Annotated in this window: 17 protein-coding genes; 14 read left to right on the top strand and 3 right to left on the bottom strand. The window is 54.8% G+C overall.

Annotation, left to right across the window (positions count from 1 at the left end; all coding sequences use genetic code 11):
* Positions 1-23: 23 nt before the first annotated feature.
* Both mntR and AC2FFD_RS15165 read left to right on the top strand, forming a co-directional pair.
* Entirely contained in the window at positions 24-476 is a 453-nt protein-coding gene (mntR, locus tag AC2FFD_RS15160; protein ID WP_170634647.1) for a manganese-binding transcriptional regulator MntR, read from the top strand.
* 470 nt (positions 477-946) lie between these two features.
* Positions 947-1,444 carry a L,D-transpeptidase family protein gene (locus AC2FFD_RS15165; RefSeq protein WP_170634645.1) on the top strand — a complete coding sequence of 166 codons (498 nt, stop codon included), beginning with the start codon at positions 947-949 and terminating at the stop codon, positions 1,442-1,444.
* 416 nt (positions 1,445-1,860) lie between these two features.
* On the opposite strand, the gene AC2FFD_RS15170 is transcribed toward AC2FFD_RS15165, so the two are convergent.
* From AC2FFD_RS15170 to AC2FFD_RS15180, 3 genes are all read right to left on the bottom strand, one after another.
* Positions 1,861-2,814 carry a helix-turn-helix transcriptional regulator gene (locus tag AC2FFD_RS15170; protein ID WP_170634642.1) on the bottom strand — a complete coding sequence of 318 codons (954 nt, stop codon included), beginning with the start codon at positions 2,812-2,814 and terminating at the stop codon, positions 1,861-1,863.
* 198 nt (positions 2,815-3,012) lie between these two features.
* Positions 3,013-4,290, bottom strand: coding sequence for a helix-turn-helix domain-containing protein (locus tag AC2FFD_RS15175; protein WP_170634640.1), 1,278 nt, complete (start codon positions 4,288-4,290; stop codon positions 3,013-3,015).
* 368 nt (positions 4,291-4,658) lie between these two features.
* Positions 4,659-5,381: a hypothetical protein gene (locus AC2FFD_RS15180; protein ID WP_475190752.1), complete on the bottom strand. Its 723-nt coding sequence runs from the start codon at positions 5,379-5,381 to the stop codon at positions 4,659-4,661.
* A gap of 155 nt (positions 5,382-5,536) precedes the next feature.
* Here AC2FFD_RS15180 and AC2FFD_RS15185 point away from each other — a divergent pair, with 155 nt between their 5' ends.
* The 12 genes from AC2FFD_RS15185 to AC2FFD_RS15240 all read left to right on the top strand — a co-directional run bounded on the left by AC2FFD_RS15185 (position 5,537) and on the right by AC2FFD_RS15240 (position 13,876).
* Positions 5,537-5,893, top strand: a complete 357-nt coding sequence (locus AC2FFD_RS15185; RefSeq protein ID WP_142638830.1) for a hypothetical protein — start codon at positions 5,537-5,539, stop codon at positions 5,891-5,893.
* A gap of 48 nt (positions 5,894-5,941) precedes the next feature.
* Positions 5,942-6,355, top strand: a complete 414-nt coding sequence (locus AC2FFD_RS15190) for a thermonuclease family protein (RefSeq protein WP_170634636.1) — start codon at positions 5,942-5,944, stop codon at positions 6,353-6,355.
* Between the two features lie 477 nt (positions 6,356-6,832).
* On the top strand, positions 6,833-7,456 hold the full coding sequence (locus tag AC2FFD_RS15195) for a hypothetical protein (protein WP_209251508.1): 624 nt from the start codon (positions 6,833-6,835) through the stop codon (positions 7,454-7,456).
* The gene (locus AC2FFD_RS15200) at positions 7,453-7,878 is read left to right on the top strand and encodes a TSCPD domain-containing protein (RefSeq protein WP_152460687.1); all 426 of its coding nucleotides are present in this window, start codon (positions 7,453-7,455) and stop codon (positions 7,876-7,878) included. The genes AC2FFD_RS15195 and AC2FFD_RS15200 overlap by 4 nt, the downstream gene beginning before the upstream one ends.
* Positions 7,875-8,519 (top strand): lytic transglycosylase domain-containing protein, encoded by a 645-nt coding sequence (locus tag AC2FFD_RS15205; RefSeq protein WP_247748075.1) that lies wholly within the window; start codon positions 7,875-7,877, stop codon positions 8,517-8,519. Before AC2FFD_RS15200 ends, AC2FFD_RS15205 begins: the two co-directional genes overlap by 4 nt.
* The gene (locus AC2FFD_RS15210) at positions 8,516-8,797 is read left to right on the top strand and encodes an HAD family hydrolase (RefSeq protein ID WP_170574749.1); all 282 of its coding nucleotides are present in this window, start codon (positions 8,516-8,518) and stop codon (positions 8,795-8,797) included. Before AC2FFD_RS15205 ends, AC2FFD_RS15210 begins: the two co-directional genes overlap by 4 nt.
* A gap of 3 nt (positions 8,798-8,800) precedes the next feature.
* On the top strand, positions 8,801-9,079 hold the full coding sequence (locus AC2FFD_RS15215; RefSeq protein ID WP_170624894.1) for a VirB3 family type IV secretion system protein: 279 nt from the start codon (positions 8,801-8,803) through the stop codon (positions 9,077-9,079).
* Entirely contained in the window at positions 9,072-11,438 is a 2,367-nt protein-coding gene (locus tag AC2FFD_RS15220) for a VirB4 family type IV secretion/conjugal transfer ATPase (RefSeq protein ID WP_475190770.1), read from the top strand. The genes AC2FFD_RS15215 and AC2FFD_RS15220 overlap by 8 nt, the downstream gene beginning before the upstream one ends.
* The gene (locus tag AC2FFD_RS15225) at positions 11,435-11,572 is read left to right on the top strand and encodes a hypothetical protein (protein ID WP_170417970.1); all 138 of its coding nucleotides are present in this window, start codon (positions 11,435-11,437) and stop codon (positions 11,570-11,572) included. Before AC2FFD_RS15220 ends, AC2FFD_RS15225 begins: the two co-directional genes overlap by 4 nt.
* On the top strand, positions 11,572-12,318 hold the full coding sequence (locus AC2FFD_RS15230) for a type IV secretion system protein (RefSeq protein WP_475190774.1): 747 nt from the start codon (positions 11,572-11,574) through the stop codon (positions 12,316-12,318). Before AC2FFD_RS15225 ends, AC2FFD_RS15230 begins: the two co-directional genes overlap by 1 nt.
* A complete protein-coding gene (locus AC2FFD_RS15235; RefSeq protein WP_475190777.1) occupies positions 12,315-12,815 on the top strand; it encodes a hypothetical protein in 501 nt (166 codons plus the stop codon). Before AC2FFD_RS15230 ends, AC2FFD_RS15235 begins: the two co-directional genes overlap by 4 nt.
* Entirely contained in the window at positions 12,812-13,876 is a 1,065-nt protein-coding gene (locus AC2FFD_RS15240; protein WP_475190780.1) for a TrbL/VirB6 family protein, read from the top strand. The genes AC2FFD_RS15235 and AC2FFD_RS15240 overlap by 4 nt, the downstream gene beginning before the upstream one ends.
* Positions 13,877-13,887: the final 11 nt, after the last annotated feature.

Here is a 13,887-nt window from a genome sequence, read left to right on the forward strand (position 1 = left end):
ACCAGCGACGTAATCATGAGCCGATGACCGAAACAAAACCGGTAAATTCAGATCGTAGTATTGATACCCAGGCGAGCGGGTTTGAGGCTGTGCGACAGGCTCACCAAAGCGAAATGGTTGAAGACTACGTTGAACTTATCGCGGAGCTGATCCATCAGAATGGTGCAGCGCGCCCGGTCGAAATAGCCGAGCGATTGGGCGTGACCCAACCTACGGTTTCCAAAAATTTGACTCGTTTGAAACGAGAGGGTTTCATTGAGCAAATACCTTACCGCTCACTTCAGTTGACCGATGCCGGGCGTCAATTGGCGGAAGCTTGTAGAAGGCGTCACCGGATTGTCGTGGAGTTCCTGATCGCCTTGGGCGTTTCACCGGAAGTGGCAGAGCATGACGCTGAAGGTATTGAGCATCATGTAAGTGACGAAACTCTTGCAGTGTTTGAACGGTTCGTTGGGCGGGCCGATGAAGCAAAGTAGAAACAAATAGAGCCTCAAATATGTTTGCGAAATTTGGTAGATCTAATTTCAGATAGACAGAGATTGTCCTAAGTTGCAGCTAGACAGTGACGCTATCTGAGGGTGGGTGGCCCGGCGCGAAACTACGTGGTACCTGAAAATCGATACAGGTGCAGCGTAGTGAACGAACCCTTAGAACAAGAATCCAATTCGGTAGACGATCTGGCTCGCTTAATAATCGGCGTCAAGATTTCCAGCGGCAAAAAACCTGACTACAGCAGCGATCTCGATACTGAATAGGCGAAAACTGAAAGGTTGCGTAAGAATAACAAATGTCGAAATCAAAGTGTCACTCATTGCACTGCTGACGAGGTGGCCACAACTGATCACTTGGTTTTCGGTTCCTGTCCTAGTGAGATCCAATACACCTTTGTTCAACTGGCCTTTAGTGATATTCTTTTGAAAAAATCAAAATGAGCCGGGCAGTTCCTATGAAAAGACGTTTGTTTCTCTCTGGCTTCATAGCCGCCTTTTTGTCTGGCTGTGCAAACAAGTTCCGTACTTACAATGGGCCGGTTGTGACTCGGCTTCGGCTATACAAAGGGCAGCGCCTACTTATCCTCGATGGTAGTGAGCGTGTCTTGCGGACTTTTCCGATTGGACTCGGATTTGCCCCCGAAGGTCACAAGCAATTCGAAGGAGACGGGCGAACACCTGAAGGCTCCTATGTAATTGACCGTCGCAATCCCGAAAGCCTTTTCCATCTTTCAATCGGAATCTCTTATCCGAACGAGGCGGATTCTGCGTTTGCCCGAGCTCGGGGTCGTTCTCCGGGCGGTGATATTTTTATCCATGGCGGCCCTCGCCCTGGAATTGATCCCACGAACAAGCGTGACTGGACCGCAGGGTGCGTCGCTGTCACAGATCAGGAGATTGAAGAGATCTACGCTATGGTCAAAGACGGAACGCCAATTGAAATCTATTCATAGAGGGACAGGTTCCAAATAGACAACGATTGCGGATTTGCCTTAGCGCTACGTTGACGGCGTCAGAAGCTATTACTGGAGCTTTCACGGCCAACGCCAGACTCGCTGTTTCGGCGAACGGGTCAGCACCTCCTGTGAAACCACGCTGGGCAAGATCCTCCAGTATACCAGGGCATTGCAGAGATAAGGCCTCAATCTCCAATTTTTGGCTGTTCGAACGAAGGTGACAGCATCTGCTGCCCTCGCGTCTAAGGGCTCTGTAGCCAAGCTTTGAACGTGACGCGTTTTCAGCAGAATAGGAGATTTAGAAACCAGAGTTAGAGTGGGCTCTACTACGGTGGCACAGCGGCGTAAGCGAAATTACGTGAAACTTGCGCCTGCGGTCTTTTCAAAGACAAAGCAGTGCGTTTTAGCCGAATTCAGAGATACCTAATCCGCAATCTTTGATCAATGTTACGCGCAAGTTCCTCGACCACCTCGTTTGCACTCAAGTTAAACTCTCTCACGAGATCCGTGATCTGGACCGGCTGAAAGCTATCAGCGTTCCGAACCAGTCTGCCGTCTTCAAAAGCGATAAACTCGTGAGACCTGCCACCCCAACGGACGATCCCACCGCATAGTCGCTGACTTTCCATATTGACCAGTTCGGCCACAGGGTCGGCAAAGAAATCGCTCCACTTAAGAAATCCAGTACTGACTGCCCGCGCCACTGCCTGTTCAATCGTCCGGCTTTTGAGCTTGGTGGTGATCGAAGCAGTCAGTGCCTCTACCATTCGCGAAGAATGCCCCGTCTGCCTGGCAATGACAGACGGTATCAAACCCGACGCGAGCATCTTCAACACATCCAGTTCATCGCCAGACAGGGAATCCGAGGGAAAGTTGAATACGGTTTCAATGACATCTAGCGCAAGCAGATGCAGGACCTGTGCCTCATGGCGAAGGGCAGGGAGCATTGTAGCGACCAAGGCGTCCCACTCAGACCGCGGCAGATTGGACGTAACCGTAAAAACACCACGCTCACCAAACGGATTGATAGCCGGAATGGAAAGGCCGTTCTGACCCACACCAAATTCCCTTGCAGCCTCGAATAGCGGTGCATGTTCACGCTGGTCATCAAACACAGCCCAATCAATTGGTGCAATCATTGCAGCGCCAAAGCGAATGAGGGGATCGGCCAGAACCAGATCGTTGTCGACGTAATGCCTGACCCATTCGGCCGGGAACGTGGTGCAGCCGTGGACAACGTTGTGATACTTGTCGATATGGGCGTAGGACGCATTTTCCAGTCCAAACCTGGAGCAAATCTCCTGGAGGCGCGCTTCGCCTGTTTGCCTGAAATCCAGTTCAGAATTGCCAATATCCGCGATTTTCATAAGCTGTCTTTCTGTTCCGCGTTGCCGTTGGGGCCGATTAGCAACCTAAAGCTGAACAAACTACTCGGGAATTCCCGTAGCCAATCACAGATTTGAATACGGTTCTGTTCTGGAGGCGGAAACAGAGCGATATCCTGCCGATGAGACACGTCAATTTGAGCAGCTGGCGGGCATAATCCGACACAGCTAAAACCCGCTCTAGTGGTCTTGCGGAAGCCCGTCTTCCTCCTCTCGGGCTCTACGCGCCAAAAGCCCCATGAAACTGGAAATCAGGTTCAATTTACCCCGTTCTTCAGCTTGCACCATGCCGCGAAGGTATCCACCCGAATTAACCACGGGCGGCAACCGCGGATCACTCAGCCTCGCATCCGTGATTACTCCAGCCAGGATCGCTCCCATGATGGTCAACCGATCAATCGCCGCGTGCCAGGCGGAGACATTGGTGCCAATCTCCGAAAGTCGGGACCAAACACCGGTCTCAATCGCAAAGAGGCTTGGCTTGGAATTCTGATCTCCACCACCGGCGATATCGATATGCATGCGCAACTCGGGTGAGGCCAGTTCATAAAGGATGCGATTGTTCACCCGCGGTAGTTTTTGGGCCTTGCGTGATGCCGTATCTGTCGGATGATTGCTTTCTAAGCAATTCGGAGGGCCGTCAGGCCCGAAGCCGGAACAATCTGGTTCCGAGGCTTTTGCCGAGGACATTGAACTCTCGCCATCGGCGTTACAGGACAGAATTGTTTCTTCAATTTGGTCTTGTATATGGGACCCGAAACGGGCTTCGGGTTCACCCGAAATTTCACCGGGTTTTGCGACATGATCTTCGATCCATTTCCAAAGGTCATGAGCCGCTTGAACGTGTAGCTTGAGCGCCTCCAGCGACATGTATTTCAGCTTGTCTGCGCGCGGCCAGGACCGAAACGCGTCCATCTTCGCGTCGAAACCTTCAGGAGGGCAGGGGAGTGAGGCAAGCACGGCCAGGCTGTGTTTCACATATCGATACAGCCGTGATCGATCCCCGCGCAGCTCGTCATGTTCTTTCTTCTCGGCTTTGCTTTGCTCGTCTGCGTCGCGCATCTCTGAAATGAGGTTCAGAGCAGGGGTCAGAAAGAGGCCGAGCCCCTTGCGCTTACAGCGCGCCCCATTTGCACCAAGCCTGCGTTGGAGCAGGCCAATCAATTCCAGTTCTCGTTCGTGATTGTGGATTGTCCGATCTGTCACGCCACGCCCGGCAATCAGTGTTTCCTGGCGCGCGTAGCAAAAGGGTTCCTGAGACGGGTCTCGAAACACGCATGGCGAGATCATGTCGATGATGATCTCAAAGGTGCGAATACACTGGGCCGAAGCGCCCCTGATTTGCGCATAGCACACACAGAGCTGTCGAAACCTGTCTCGGTTCCAACCCTCGGGAAGGCCGTTGTGAAAAGGTATGTTTTCGTGGTGATGTGTGGATGCGATCTGCCGAAAGCTCATTGTTTTGGCTTCCCTTGGAAAAGGTCAGTATTGGCATCGCGTCTTTGCGGGGCATGGAATTCGGAATGGTTCAACGGTCTCATGTTCTACTTCTCATCGGGGAAGCAAAGCGGGTTGAACCTCAGCGAAAAGACACAGAAAAACCGTTCGCACAGATGCGTTTATCCTTGTCAGTAAATTGGGAGTTTCCTATAAATCAGGTGATCAAACGTGACTTAGGAAGATCCCCGCTGAGGCCCCGCCTTGCGGGGGTTTTTTGTTTTTGGGACTAGGGTGTTCCTCTGGCCCAGACGACCTCGGTGCCAATCCGGCTGGCAAGCTTATTGGCATCAGCAGGGGCAACGCATTCACCCACTAGACAAACAATGTCAGTATCGGATGAGCTCGTAATCGCTGAACCCGAAAATGTCGGTCCACTCAACACCAACGCCGCGGAAGAAGCTGGGAGGTTCACAACGATTGCCAAGGGGCAGCCAGGCTGGGATTGGCGCGGGGGCGTGATCGGACCATTGAAAGCTTACGTTGTCGTCATAGCTGCCAACGACCAGATCAAGCGAACGCTCGCAGTCGTCCTCTCGCGACCGACGGCGATAGCTGTAGTGGCGCACATCCCAAACCCTGATGGACCTCACAACGTCGAAATCGGAAGAGGAAAGATCGACGCTGATCGGGGTGGCTTGGAAACCGTCACCGTATTGGCCGTGATGTGACTGGATCTCTTCTATCGAGATCGATGCGTCTACCAGTAATGGCTTAGCGGTGTCATCCGATGGAAGTTCTGGAACTGGGCTAGCACTGGTGCGCTTGATGGCTTCCAACCGTTCCATAGGACCCAAGTCCGAGGGGCTGTGTGACGTATTCATCGGACAGCGCCAGAGTTGAAGCGGAGGTTCGACCGGGTAGGGCGTGATGCGCCGAATGAACTCCGCCTTGGCTGCGACGCAATCAGCCGAACTTGGCCAACCTCCGGCGAGGCAAAGGAATATGGCACAGTCAATTGGATAGGCACTGGCCTGCGTGGCCGGCAGTGCAGCGAGTGCAACTGCAAGGACCTTCGCGCGAGTTCTATTCCTGGATTTTGAGTGTTTCAAGATGGTCTCTCCTGCTTGCGAATCGCTTAAGCAATATCCGGCCAATATATTTCTGACAATCCAATATCGTAAATCGGCTGACTTTCTTATATTGACGTAGATTGTGTTTTAGTCCACAACTTTTGGATGTAGAAGACGGCCCATAGGGGGTCGTCATGGCGGACAACAAGAGACAATACACTGTGGTAACCATCGAGATGGTCCGGGGCCTGAAAGAAGATCAGGTTCCCTTTACATGCCGCTACGAATTTATCGGACTCGCTTCCCTTGGACGACCAAAGTACCACTGCATTTATAGCTCTCCGAACTATGTCGGGGCCTTGTGCAAGTCGAAGATCTCTCGCGCGGGCGCTGAGCCCAGAGAGTTCGATCTTTGGCCGGGGCTTTTTAAGCATCACCAGGAATTTGGCGACGGGCGCATTCTTTGCGTCAAATCGGACTACACAATCGAGTCGATCACTCCAGAGGGTCTGGAAGCGGCGCAGGCTCTGGACGCGAAATCCAAAACCTGATCTGGCACGTTCGAGAACCTGGCTCATCAAATTACTGGGGCAGGGCACATGAAACGGCTCTTGTTTCTCAGCGCTACACTCGCGTCTTTGTTCTTTGTTGCGGTCTGGATTGAACCATCAAAACAAACAAAGACCCTTAGCGCGTCCGAAGTGACTGCCGTTGACGGCGATACGCTCGATCATGGCGAACACCGATATCGGCTTGTTGGGTTTGATGCGCCGGAGACCTATCGGCCGCAATGCCGTGCGGAAAAAACTCTGGGATTGAAAGCGAAAGCAAGGCTGACAGAGCTCATCCAGTCGGCGGACCAGATAGAGCTGGTCATCCAACCAGATCTGGACGTGCATGACCGCTTCCTAGCGGTTGGGCGTGTCGCTGGGCAGGAGGTCGGGGCCATTCTGATTTCCGAGGGTCTCGCGCGCCCATACTATGGCGGCAAACGCCGGTCCTGGTGCGGCTGAAGGAAAGGATCAAACAACGATTTAGTGACAACAGAACAAAACCACCGAGCAGTGAGCGGTCCTGTCGATTGCGCCAACAACCGACAGGACAAGAAACGCCCCAAATCCATCCGGGCATTCCTCAAACATCAAGAGAGAACTGTACTATGGTAAAAACAGTAACCCTAGATGCCGATCTTAGATCGGACAGCACCGCGCCAGAGTCAATGGGTGCGACCCTGAACAACGTGTCTGCGCTTGCGACGGCGCAGCACTGACCAGCGACAGCGCCGAACAGGACATCCCCGACACTTTGGTCAGACCTTCCGGCTGATTGATCCAAGCTGAATGCTGGCTTTCTACGAAGCCCGCGAAGGGCTCAGTGCTGTGTCCCGGCATCCAATTTCCTGCTGCTCAGATGATCGGAACCTCAACCTCATAATCGTAATTATGTAAAAACTACTGACCTATTTTTTGAAAGGCGGAAAGGTGATCACAGTGGCCTTCGACACCATCGAAAGCAAGATTGATCGGCGCTTGGTGCCTGCCGCCCAGAGCTTCGAGCAAGCCTGTAAGGACATTCTCACCGTTATCCGCCATCTTGCCGGAGAACGACCAACCATCAAGCGCGCAATGCGCGAATACTGGCTGGAAAGCGATGCCCGCGCCACGGCTTTCGGGGTCGCGCTCGAAATGTTCCATGTCCTCAATGATCTTGGGTATGTCCGTGCAAATCGGCTCTACAAAGCCTTGAAGCTGCACGCAGACGTTAACAAGGCGTTGGGTCCGAAAGAGCTGTTCCGCTTTGCTTCACCGGAAAAGGCCGCTGTGCTCATCCAAAGCAGCAGCCGAGCGGACTATGCCAGCTCTTACGCAAATCTGAAATTCGGTTGCGACCTGTCAGGCACAATCGACGCCGACACCGCGCGCGACGTTCTGAACCGGCATGAAGCCCTTTGGTTCGTTTACCCAAACGCCACCTATCACGTTCACCTGATCCGCGAAGGTGTCTGGCTGGACATCGATTTGCCGCTTGAAGTGGTCGATGAGCTGCGCCTTGACGTCGATTTCGCAATGGAAATCCGACAAGCGGAACTTGATGCGCAGGGAGCTTTGTCATGAACAAGCCTGCGCGCAAAGTTCTTCCTGATCGTCGGCTGGCTGAAACACGCCGCGTTGAAACTCCGCAAGGGCACACTGCCTTTGTCACCATCGGTTATGATCCAGCGTCGCCAATCAAACCCCGTGAAGTGTTCTATAGCGGTGGTTTTCGCTCTGGCAGCGACCTCGAATACCATCTGCATGATCTGTGCGTTCTGATTTCGCTGTTGCTGCAGCACGGCGTAGCGGCTTCGTTTCTGTCGCGCTCTATCGCTCGCAAGACCTCGGCCCTTGGTGGTGAAGAATACGCAAGTCTCGCAGGCTGGTTGGTGGATGCTGTCAGCATTCCGCCGTCCTGGACTGACGAGTACGTGGCCGCGACCGGCGACGAACAGAACCCCTCCAATTCCTCGCCAACTCAAGCAAAGGAGAAATCCGAATGATCGCAGCAATGCGGCCCCTTCTGCTCGCCTCCACGGCATTTGTGGCGACCGGCGCAAGCGCCCAGGTCATCGAGTATGAACCGGATGGCAGCGTGTTTCTCAACGGTGCGCGGGCAGAAATCGTCAATGGCGTCGTTCGGCCAATCCGGATGCGTGAGTACACGCTTGCCGAAAAACCGGAAGCGCCGAAAGCCAAGCCACAGGAAAAGATCGAGATTGCGGGCAAGGCACCGCGGCCTCGCAGATCCTCGGGCGGCTGGTCGCAAGAGCGGATCGTCAAAGAAATCCATGCAGCGGCAAAACGGCACGACATTCCGGCCGAGTTGTTCATGGCACTGGTCTGGCAGGAAAGCCGGTATCGCGCTGATGCTCTGTCGCCCAAGGGTGCCTATGGCTTCGCACAGCTCATGCCCGGAACGGCGAAAGACCTGGGCGTGAACCCAAAGAACCCTGCCGAAAACCTCGACGGTGGTGCCCGCTATTTGGCGGCGCAGTACCGCGAGTTCGGAACCTGGAAGCTGGCGCTTGCCGCCTACAACGCCGGGCCTCACCGCGTCGTCGAATATGGCGGCGTCCCCCCCTTCACCGAAACCCGCAACTACGTGCGGATCATCCTAAGCAAAGTGAGTAAAGACCTATGAAAAGAACCCACTTCTACCAGCAGATGGCGTTTTTCGCGATCACTGCGTTCATCATCACGGCAGCGCCCGCCTCCGCTGGCTGGCTGCAAGATGCCATTGGCGATTTCATCAACGAAACGCTGGCCGACTCGAAGGTCGTTGGCGTCAGCCTTGCCGCTGTCGGCTTCATCTGGGGCTGTCTCGCCTATGTGTTCGGCTGGGGTTCGTTGAAAGGCCCGGTAATCGCTATCGTCGTCGGCGCTGTTATCGGCCTCGCTGATACATTCATCGGAGCCTGATTGATGCCGCGCCGCAATACGGTCTTTCGCGGCCTGAGCCGCCCCGCAGAATGGGGCGGCCTACCCGTGATCTATCTGCTGGTGATCCTCGGGATGACCATGCTTTCGTTCTTCATGTTCGGGATAGCGCCAGCAATCATTTCGGGTTTTGTTTTCTACACCGGGCTTCGCCTCTTTTACGAATGGGAACCGGCTTTCTTCCGCGTCCTGTCCGTAACCCTTTCCAAAACTCCGCGCACCAAAAACCGCCAGCATCATGGGGGAGATTACTATAATGCCTAAGCCTGCTGCCCGAGGCATGTGGACCCTTGCCCGCTCGTTGATCGAGCCGAGCTGGCGCAAGGATGAAATGAGCCTTTTTCAGATGTTACCGTATGGCTATGTCGTGGACGATGAGGTCATTTCCACACGCAACGGTGGCCTTATCGCCGCTGCAGAAATCACCGGAATCAACGCAAACACGCTGGACGAAAACGAGTTCGAGTTCCTGGCCGAACGGTTTGAGCGTGTGTTGCGCACAACACCCAACGAGGTGGCGTTTTATGTTCATCGACTGACCGTCCCGGCTGAGACTGGTCATGTCATCACAGATCCAACCGGCTTTGCCGGTGCAGTGGCGCAGGCCATGCGCTCAGCGTCCGTCGATGCAGAGCTGAAAGAACGCAAGATCGTCATCAGCGCCATTCTCCAAAAGCGGCAGGATGAGCGGGCAAAACAGATGTTCGGCATGTCGTCTGGAACGATAGACGAGGAACGCCGCGAAATGATCGAACAGCTCGACGGTGTTTTCACAACACTGGCGGGCACGCTGGGCGAAAGCCGTGTGCGTCGGCTGAAGCTCAGCGAGGGGCGTTGGCTCGGCTATTATGGGATGCTGTTGAACGGTCGGTATCAGCCGATCATTCACACGAACATTGCAGAACCCATTGCCTTCAACATGCCGCAAGAGGATGTGCTGTTTCAGGGCAAGACCGGCAATCTGGTCACGGGCGACGATCAGGAACGCTCCATCCGTGTGTATTCGCTGAAGAATTACCCGATGGCGTCGTTCCCCGGCATTTTCGACGGGCTGGACCTGCCGGTTGATGTCGTCATTTCGCAATCCTTCCTGCCGATCAGCCGCGCCCAGGCGCAGGAAATGGAACGCCGCAAGTCGGGACAAATGCGCTCGGCGGGCGACAAAGCGAAGTCGCTTGAAGAGGATTTGTCCATTCTGGCGGACGGTATTGCCTCCGGCACCATGTCACTCGGCAAGCACCACCTGTCGATCTGCGTGTTTGGGAACGAAGAAGATCTGAAAACCGCCGAAAAACACATCATCGGTGAAATTCAGATTTCGGGTGGCACAGTGAAGCGCGAAGCGATGTCGGCCCGTGCGGTGTACTTCGCGCAGCACCCCGGCAATTTCGCATTCCGTCCCCGTGAAGAACTGATTACGGACCAGAACTTTGCGGACATGGTTGCGTTCCACATGCGGCCCAAAGGGCTGGACGCTGAAAAGCTGCCCTGGCCGGGGCCATTGGCGACTTTCCCGACAACGCACGGGGACAGCTATGATGTTTCGCTGCACCTTCCCAAGACCAGCAAAGACGCTGAAAACCTGCCCTCCGGCCACACAATCGTTCTGGGGCCGAACGGATCGGGTAAAACTGTGATCGCGATGCTGCTGGCGACAATGGCGGTGGCACAGGGCGCGCGGATCATCGCTTTTGACAAAGATCGGGCAATGGAAGCTCCGATGCGGGCGCTCGGCGCACAGTACACCCGCGTCCGGGTGGGCGAACCCACTGGCATGAACCCGTTTCAAACGGAAACGGATGAGGCCGGTCAAAGCTGGTTGGCGAATTGGGCCACAGCTCTGATGAGTTACGACGATAAACTGACAGCCGAACAGAAAGACGAGATTAAACAGGCGTGTCAGGCAAACGCGACGTTGCCGCCACAACTGCAGAACTTCGATTCACTGGTCGAGCGGTTCAGAGCCTTTGATGATGGCAAAGACCTCTTCAAGCGCGCGAGTGAATGGGCGGGCGACGGGCGTTTGTCGTGGATGTTTGGCGAGGGTGGCACAGATCCTTTTGCCTCTGACGATCGGCATCTTGTGTTCGATATTTCTGAGGTTCTGGATGACGAGTTGGTCCGGTTGGCATGGATCAGCTACGTCATGCGCCAGATCGAGCGCCGTTGTGCCGCGAAAGTGCCCACTGTCTTTGTGATTGATGAAGCCTGGGTGATCGCAGGCAACCCCTACGGCGCGGAAATCCTCAAGAACGCTTACACCACGTATCGGAAGCTGAACGTCATGATGATGATGATGACGCAGATCCCCGATCACCTCCTGTCGTCAGCGGCAAGCAAGTCGATCCTGGAAAACACCAGCACACAGCTCTTGTTCCCCTCTCGATCCGGCAATGAAGCGGATTACCGGGCAATCGGATTGAACGATTCAGAGGTTGGCGCGCTGAGGGCGCATTTTGGCGACCGCGTAATGCTCATGAAAAAGGGTGATGAGAGTGTTTGGCTCGATGTCGATGTCGGCGCGCTCGGTCCGCTTCTTCGTGTTCTGAGCGGATCAGACGGAAAATCGTTCCCTGATCCTGACTGGCGAAAAAACCCCAACTTCTGGAAGGAAATCACATGAAAACCCGCCTTGTAATCGCCCTTGTAGTTCTGGCCGCTGTCTCGGCCTGCACCAGCACCTATTCGGGCTATCGCAGCAAATGCGCCTGCGACTTTGAGCGCATGACCCCCCCTGAAAACTTGGAGCTTGTCTGATGAATATTTCAAAGAAATTCCGCACAACCATTGCTTTTTCGGTTCTGGCCGCCCTGCCCGTCGTGGTGTCGGCCCAAGGTGTTCCGGTGGTGGACTCTGCATCCATCACACAGGACGCCGCCAATTCGGCCAAAGAAATCGCTGAAATGGTCCGCCAGTACGAGCAACTACTGGAACAGTACGAGAAACTGGAACAGCAACGGGCACTGCTCGAAAACTCGTTCAAGACTATCACTGGCCTGACGGATCTGGACGAGTTCAACAGCCGTAGCTTTTTGAAGCTGGCGACCGCTGCTGACACGCTCGGCTACGCACTGGACGCGGCAGAGGGCGGTATCTCCGGGCTGCCCGATGTCGCTGCTCAGGCAATGGAACGTCGATCCATCAACCTCGGCCTCAACGGTGGCATCTTGTCAGAGTTTAATGGCTCAGAAGTAGCAGCTCGTCGCATCCTGTCTGAACGTGGTGGCGCGGGCCTTATGGCATCGGCGTTGGGTGAGAATGGCTATGACATGGCCGGTCAGCTCGCCGAAGATGCTGAAAAGCTGCGCGGTGAAATCGGCCAGCAAGATGATCTGAAGGACGCAATCGACTACAATACGGCGGTTCTCCTGAAACTCTTGCAAGTTGAAATTGAAATCTTGCGCACAACCTCGGCTAATGCTCTGGCGTCGGGCACGGATCTGGCTGCAAACGCAGCGGACCTAAAGACGCTTAGCAATTACGCAAGAGGAGAAACCCAATGAAAAGCCGCACCACTTTCGCCCTGATCACACTGACGGCGACGCTTTTAGCGTCGTCGGCCAGTGCTGAGGCCCGACTGCCGTTTCCCCCCAATGTTGATTGGACATTTGGGGAATATCGGACCTGTCTTGGTTACTCGGGCGTGCGAGCGTTCAAAAAACCCCTGAAGGAATACGGGGTTGAACAGCTCGCTAACGCTGGTCAGGGCTCGGATCAACAGTATGTCGTTGGCAACTGGACCGATGCCATTCTGAATGAGCAAGTGATAGCTGCTCATGAATTTGCCATTGAGCAATGCCGACTGCGCAAAGCCGATGAAGCATTCAGCACTGAATGCCCGCTCGGCAATCTCAGCCGCGAAGCTGCAATCGAGTTGGTGGGCGCAGACCAAGGCGATTTCTGGTCGAAGCCATCCAGCGAACTCAAATCGCTCAAAGAAACGCAGCAAGAACGCTTGGAAGCGCTGCGCCCTGTAATTGAGGAGGCTTGTGGGCCGTGATTCAGGATTTCGTCAGCTCGATTGAATCAGCAATCAGCAACTTTTCTCAGCAAGCATACACCAGCCTTGCGGCGGATCTCGCATCCGCCCTCTGGGCTATTGCTGCGCTGATCTTTGTAGCGATGCTGATCAACGGCGTACTTCAGATCAGAGAAATTGGGTTTGGTGGTTATGTAGGCTGGATCATTCGGGCGACGATAATCATCGGAATGGCGTCGAGCTGGTCCTTTTTCCAACCAATCTATCAAGGCGTCCAAACCTTGCCGGACAGTATTGCCGGGGCACTCACTGGAACCACTAATGTATGGCAAGCGTTGGATGAGATTGCGCTTCAGTGTTTCTTGATGGGCCAGCAGGCCATTGAAAACGCGACTTGGGGCCTGAGCATCACCGGGGCTATTCTCTGGGTTGTTGGTGCCGTCATCGTTGCCTTTGGCACTGGCATGGCACTCATTGCAAAAGGCGGTCTGGCGGTGTTGCTGGGTCTAGCGCCAGTTTTCATCGCAACGCTGCTCAGCTCGGCAACAGCCAATATCTTCGCAGCCTGGGCGAAAACGACCGTTGGCCTGATCATGGTCATCGTCGTTCTTACAGGCATCGTTTCTCTTATTCAGGCGCTTTTCGCTTCGGAGCTTGGTTCCTTGTCTGATGTTAATGACATGGAAGCGAGCGGGCGTTTTCTGGCAATCTGCATCGTGGCTATTGTCATGCTCACGCAGATCCCGTCGCTCGCTGGGGGAATGTCGGGTGCAATCGTGTCGGCGTCCTCGGGTCTTGCCGTGGCAACTGGTGCCGTCGCTGCCGCAAGAAGTGCATTGGGCACGGCTGCTGGTGCTGGGCGCAACACAGTTGCTGGGGGCAAAACGGCCGCTGCGATGGCCTCCGCAGCACGCGACGGGACCGGAATGCGAGACAGTGCATCGCGTGCCATGCAGGCGCGTCGGGACATTGCACACAGAGCCCGCAATCAGGATGGAGCGGCGCGCCAGAGCTACGCAGCTGATCGTTATCGGCAGAGCATTCGGGCGGCCCGAGAAAAACCGCAACAAAAATCATCTTAATCCGAGGGACA

The organism is Ruegeria sp. YTSC002, from assembly GCF_059609845.1.

Excerpts from the sequence above, each read along its gene's own strand:
- AC2FFD_RS15200 (WP_152460687.1), top strand. The coding sequence starts at position 7,453 with ATGAACAAGCCTGCGCGCAAAGTTCTTCCTGATCGTCGGCTGGCTGAA.
- AC2FFD_RS15175 (WP_170634640.1), bottom strand. The coding sequence starts at position 4,290 with ATGAGCTTTCGGCAGATCGCATCCACACATCACCACGAAAACATACCT.
- AC2FFD_RS15225 (WP_170417970.1), top strand. The coding sequence starts at position 11,435 with ATGAAAACCCGCCTTGTAATCGCCCTTGTAGTTCTGGCCGCTGTCTCG.
- AC2FFD_RS15215 (WP_170624894.1), top strand. The coding sequence starts at position 8,801 with ATGCCGCGCCGCAATACGGTCTTTCGCGGCCTGAGCCGCCCCGCAGAA.
- AC2FFD_RS15210 (WP_170574749.1), top strand. The coding sequence starts at position 8,516 with ATGAAAAGAACCCACTTCTACCAGCAGATGGCGTTTTTCGCGATCACT.
- AC2FFD_RS15190 (WP_170634636.1), top strand. The coding sequence starts at position 5,942 with ATGAAACGGCTCTTGTTTCTCAGCGCTACACTCGCGTCTTTGTTCTTT.
- AC2FFD_RS15165 (WP_170634645.1), top strand. The coding sequence starts at position 947 with ATGAAAAGACGTTTGTTTCTCTCTGGCTTCATAGCCGCCTTTTTGTCT.
- AC2FFD_RS15185 (WP_142638830.1), top strand. The coding sequence starts at position 5,537 with ATGGCGGACAACAAGAGACAATACACTGTGGTAACCATCGAGATGGTC.
- AC2FFD_RS15170 (WP_170634642.1), bottom strand. The coding sequence starts at position 2,814 with ATGAAAATCGCGGATATTGGCAATTCTGAACTGGATTTCAGGCAAACA.
- AC2FFD_RS15205 (WP_247748075.1), top strand. The coding sequence starts at position 7,875 with ATGATCGCAGCAATGCGGCCCCTTCTGCTCGCCTCCACGGCATTTGTG.
- AC2FFD_RS15230 (WP_475190774.1), top strand. The coding sequence starts at position 11,572 with ATGAATATTTCAAAGAAATTCCGCACAACCATTGCTTTTTCGGTTCTG.
- AC2FFD_RS15235 (WP_475190777.1), top strand. The coding sequence starts at position 12,315 with ATGAAAAGCCGCACCACTTTCGCCCTGATCACACTGACGGCGACGCTT.
- AC2FFD_RS15220 (WP_475190770.1), top strand. The coding sequence starts at position 9,072 with ATGCCTAAGCCTGCTGCCCGAGGCATGTGGACCCTTGCCCGCTCGTTG.
- mntR (WP_170634647.1), top strand. The coding sequence starts at position 24 with ATGACCGAAACAAAACCGGTAAATTCAGATCGTAGTATTGATACCCAG.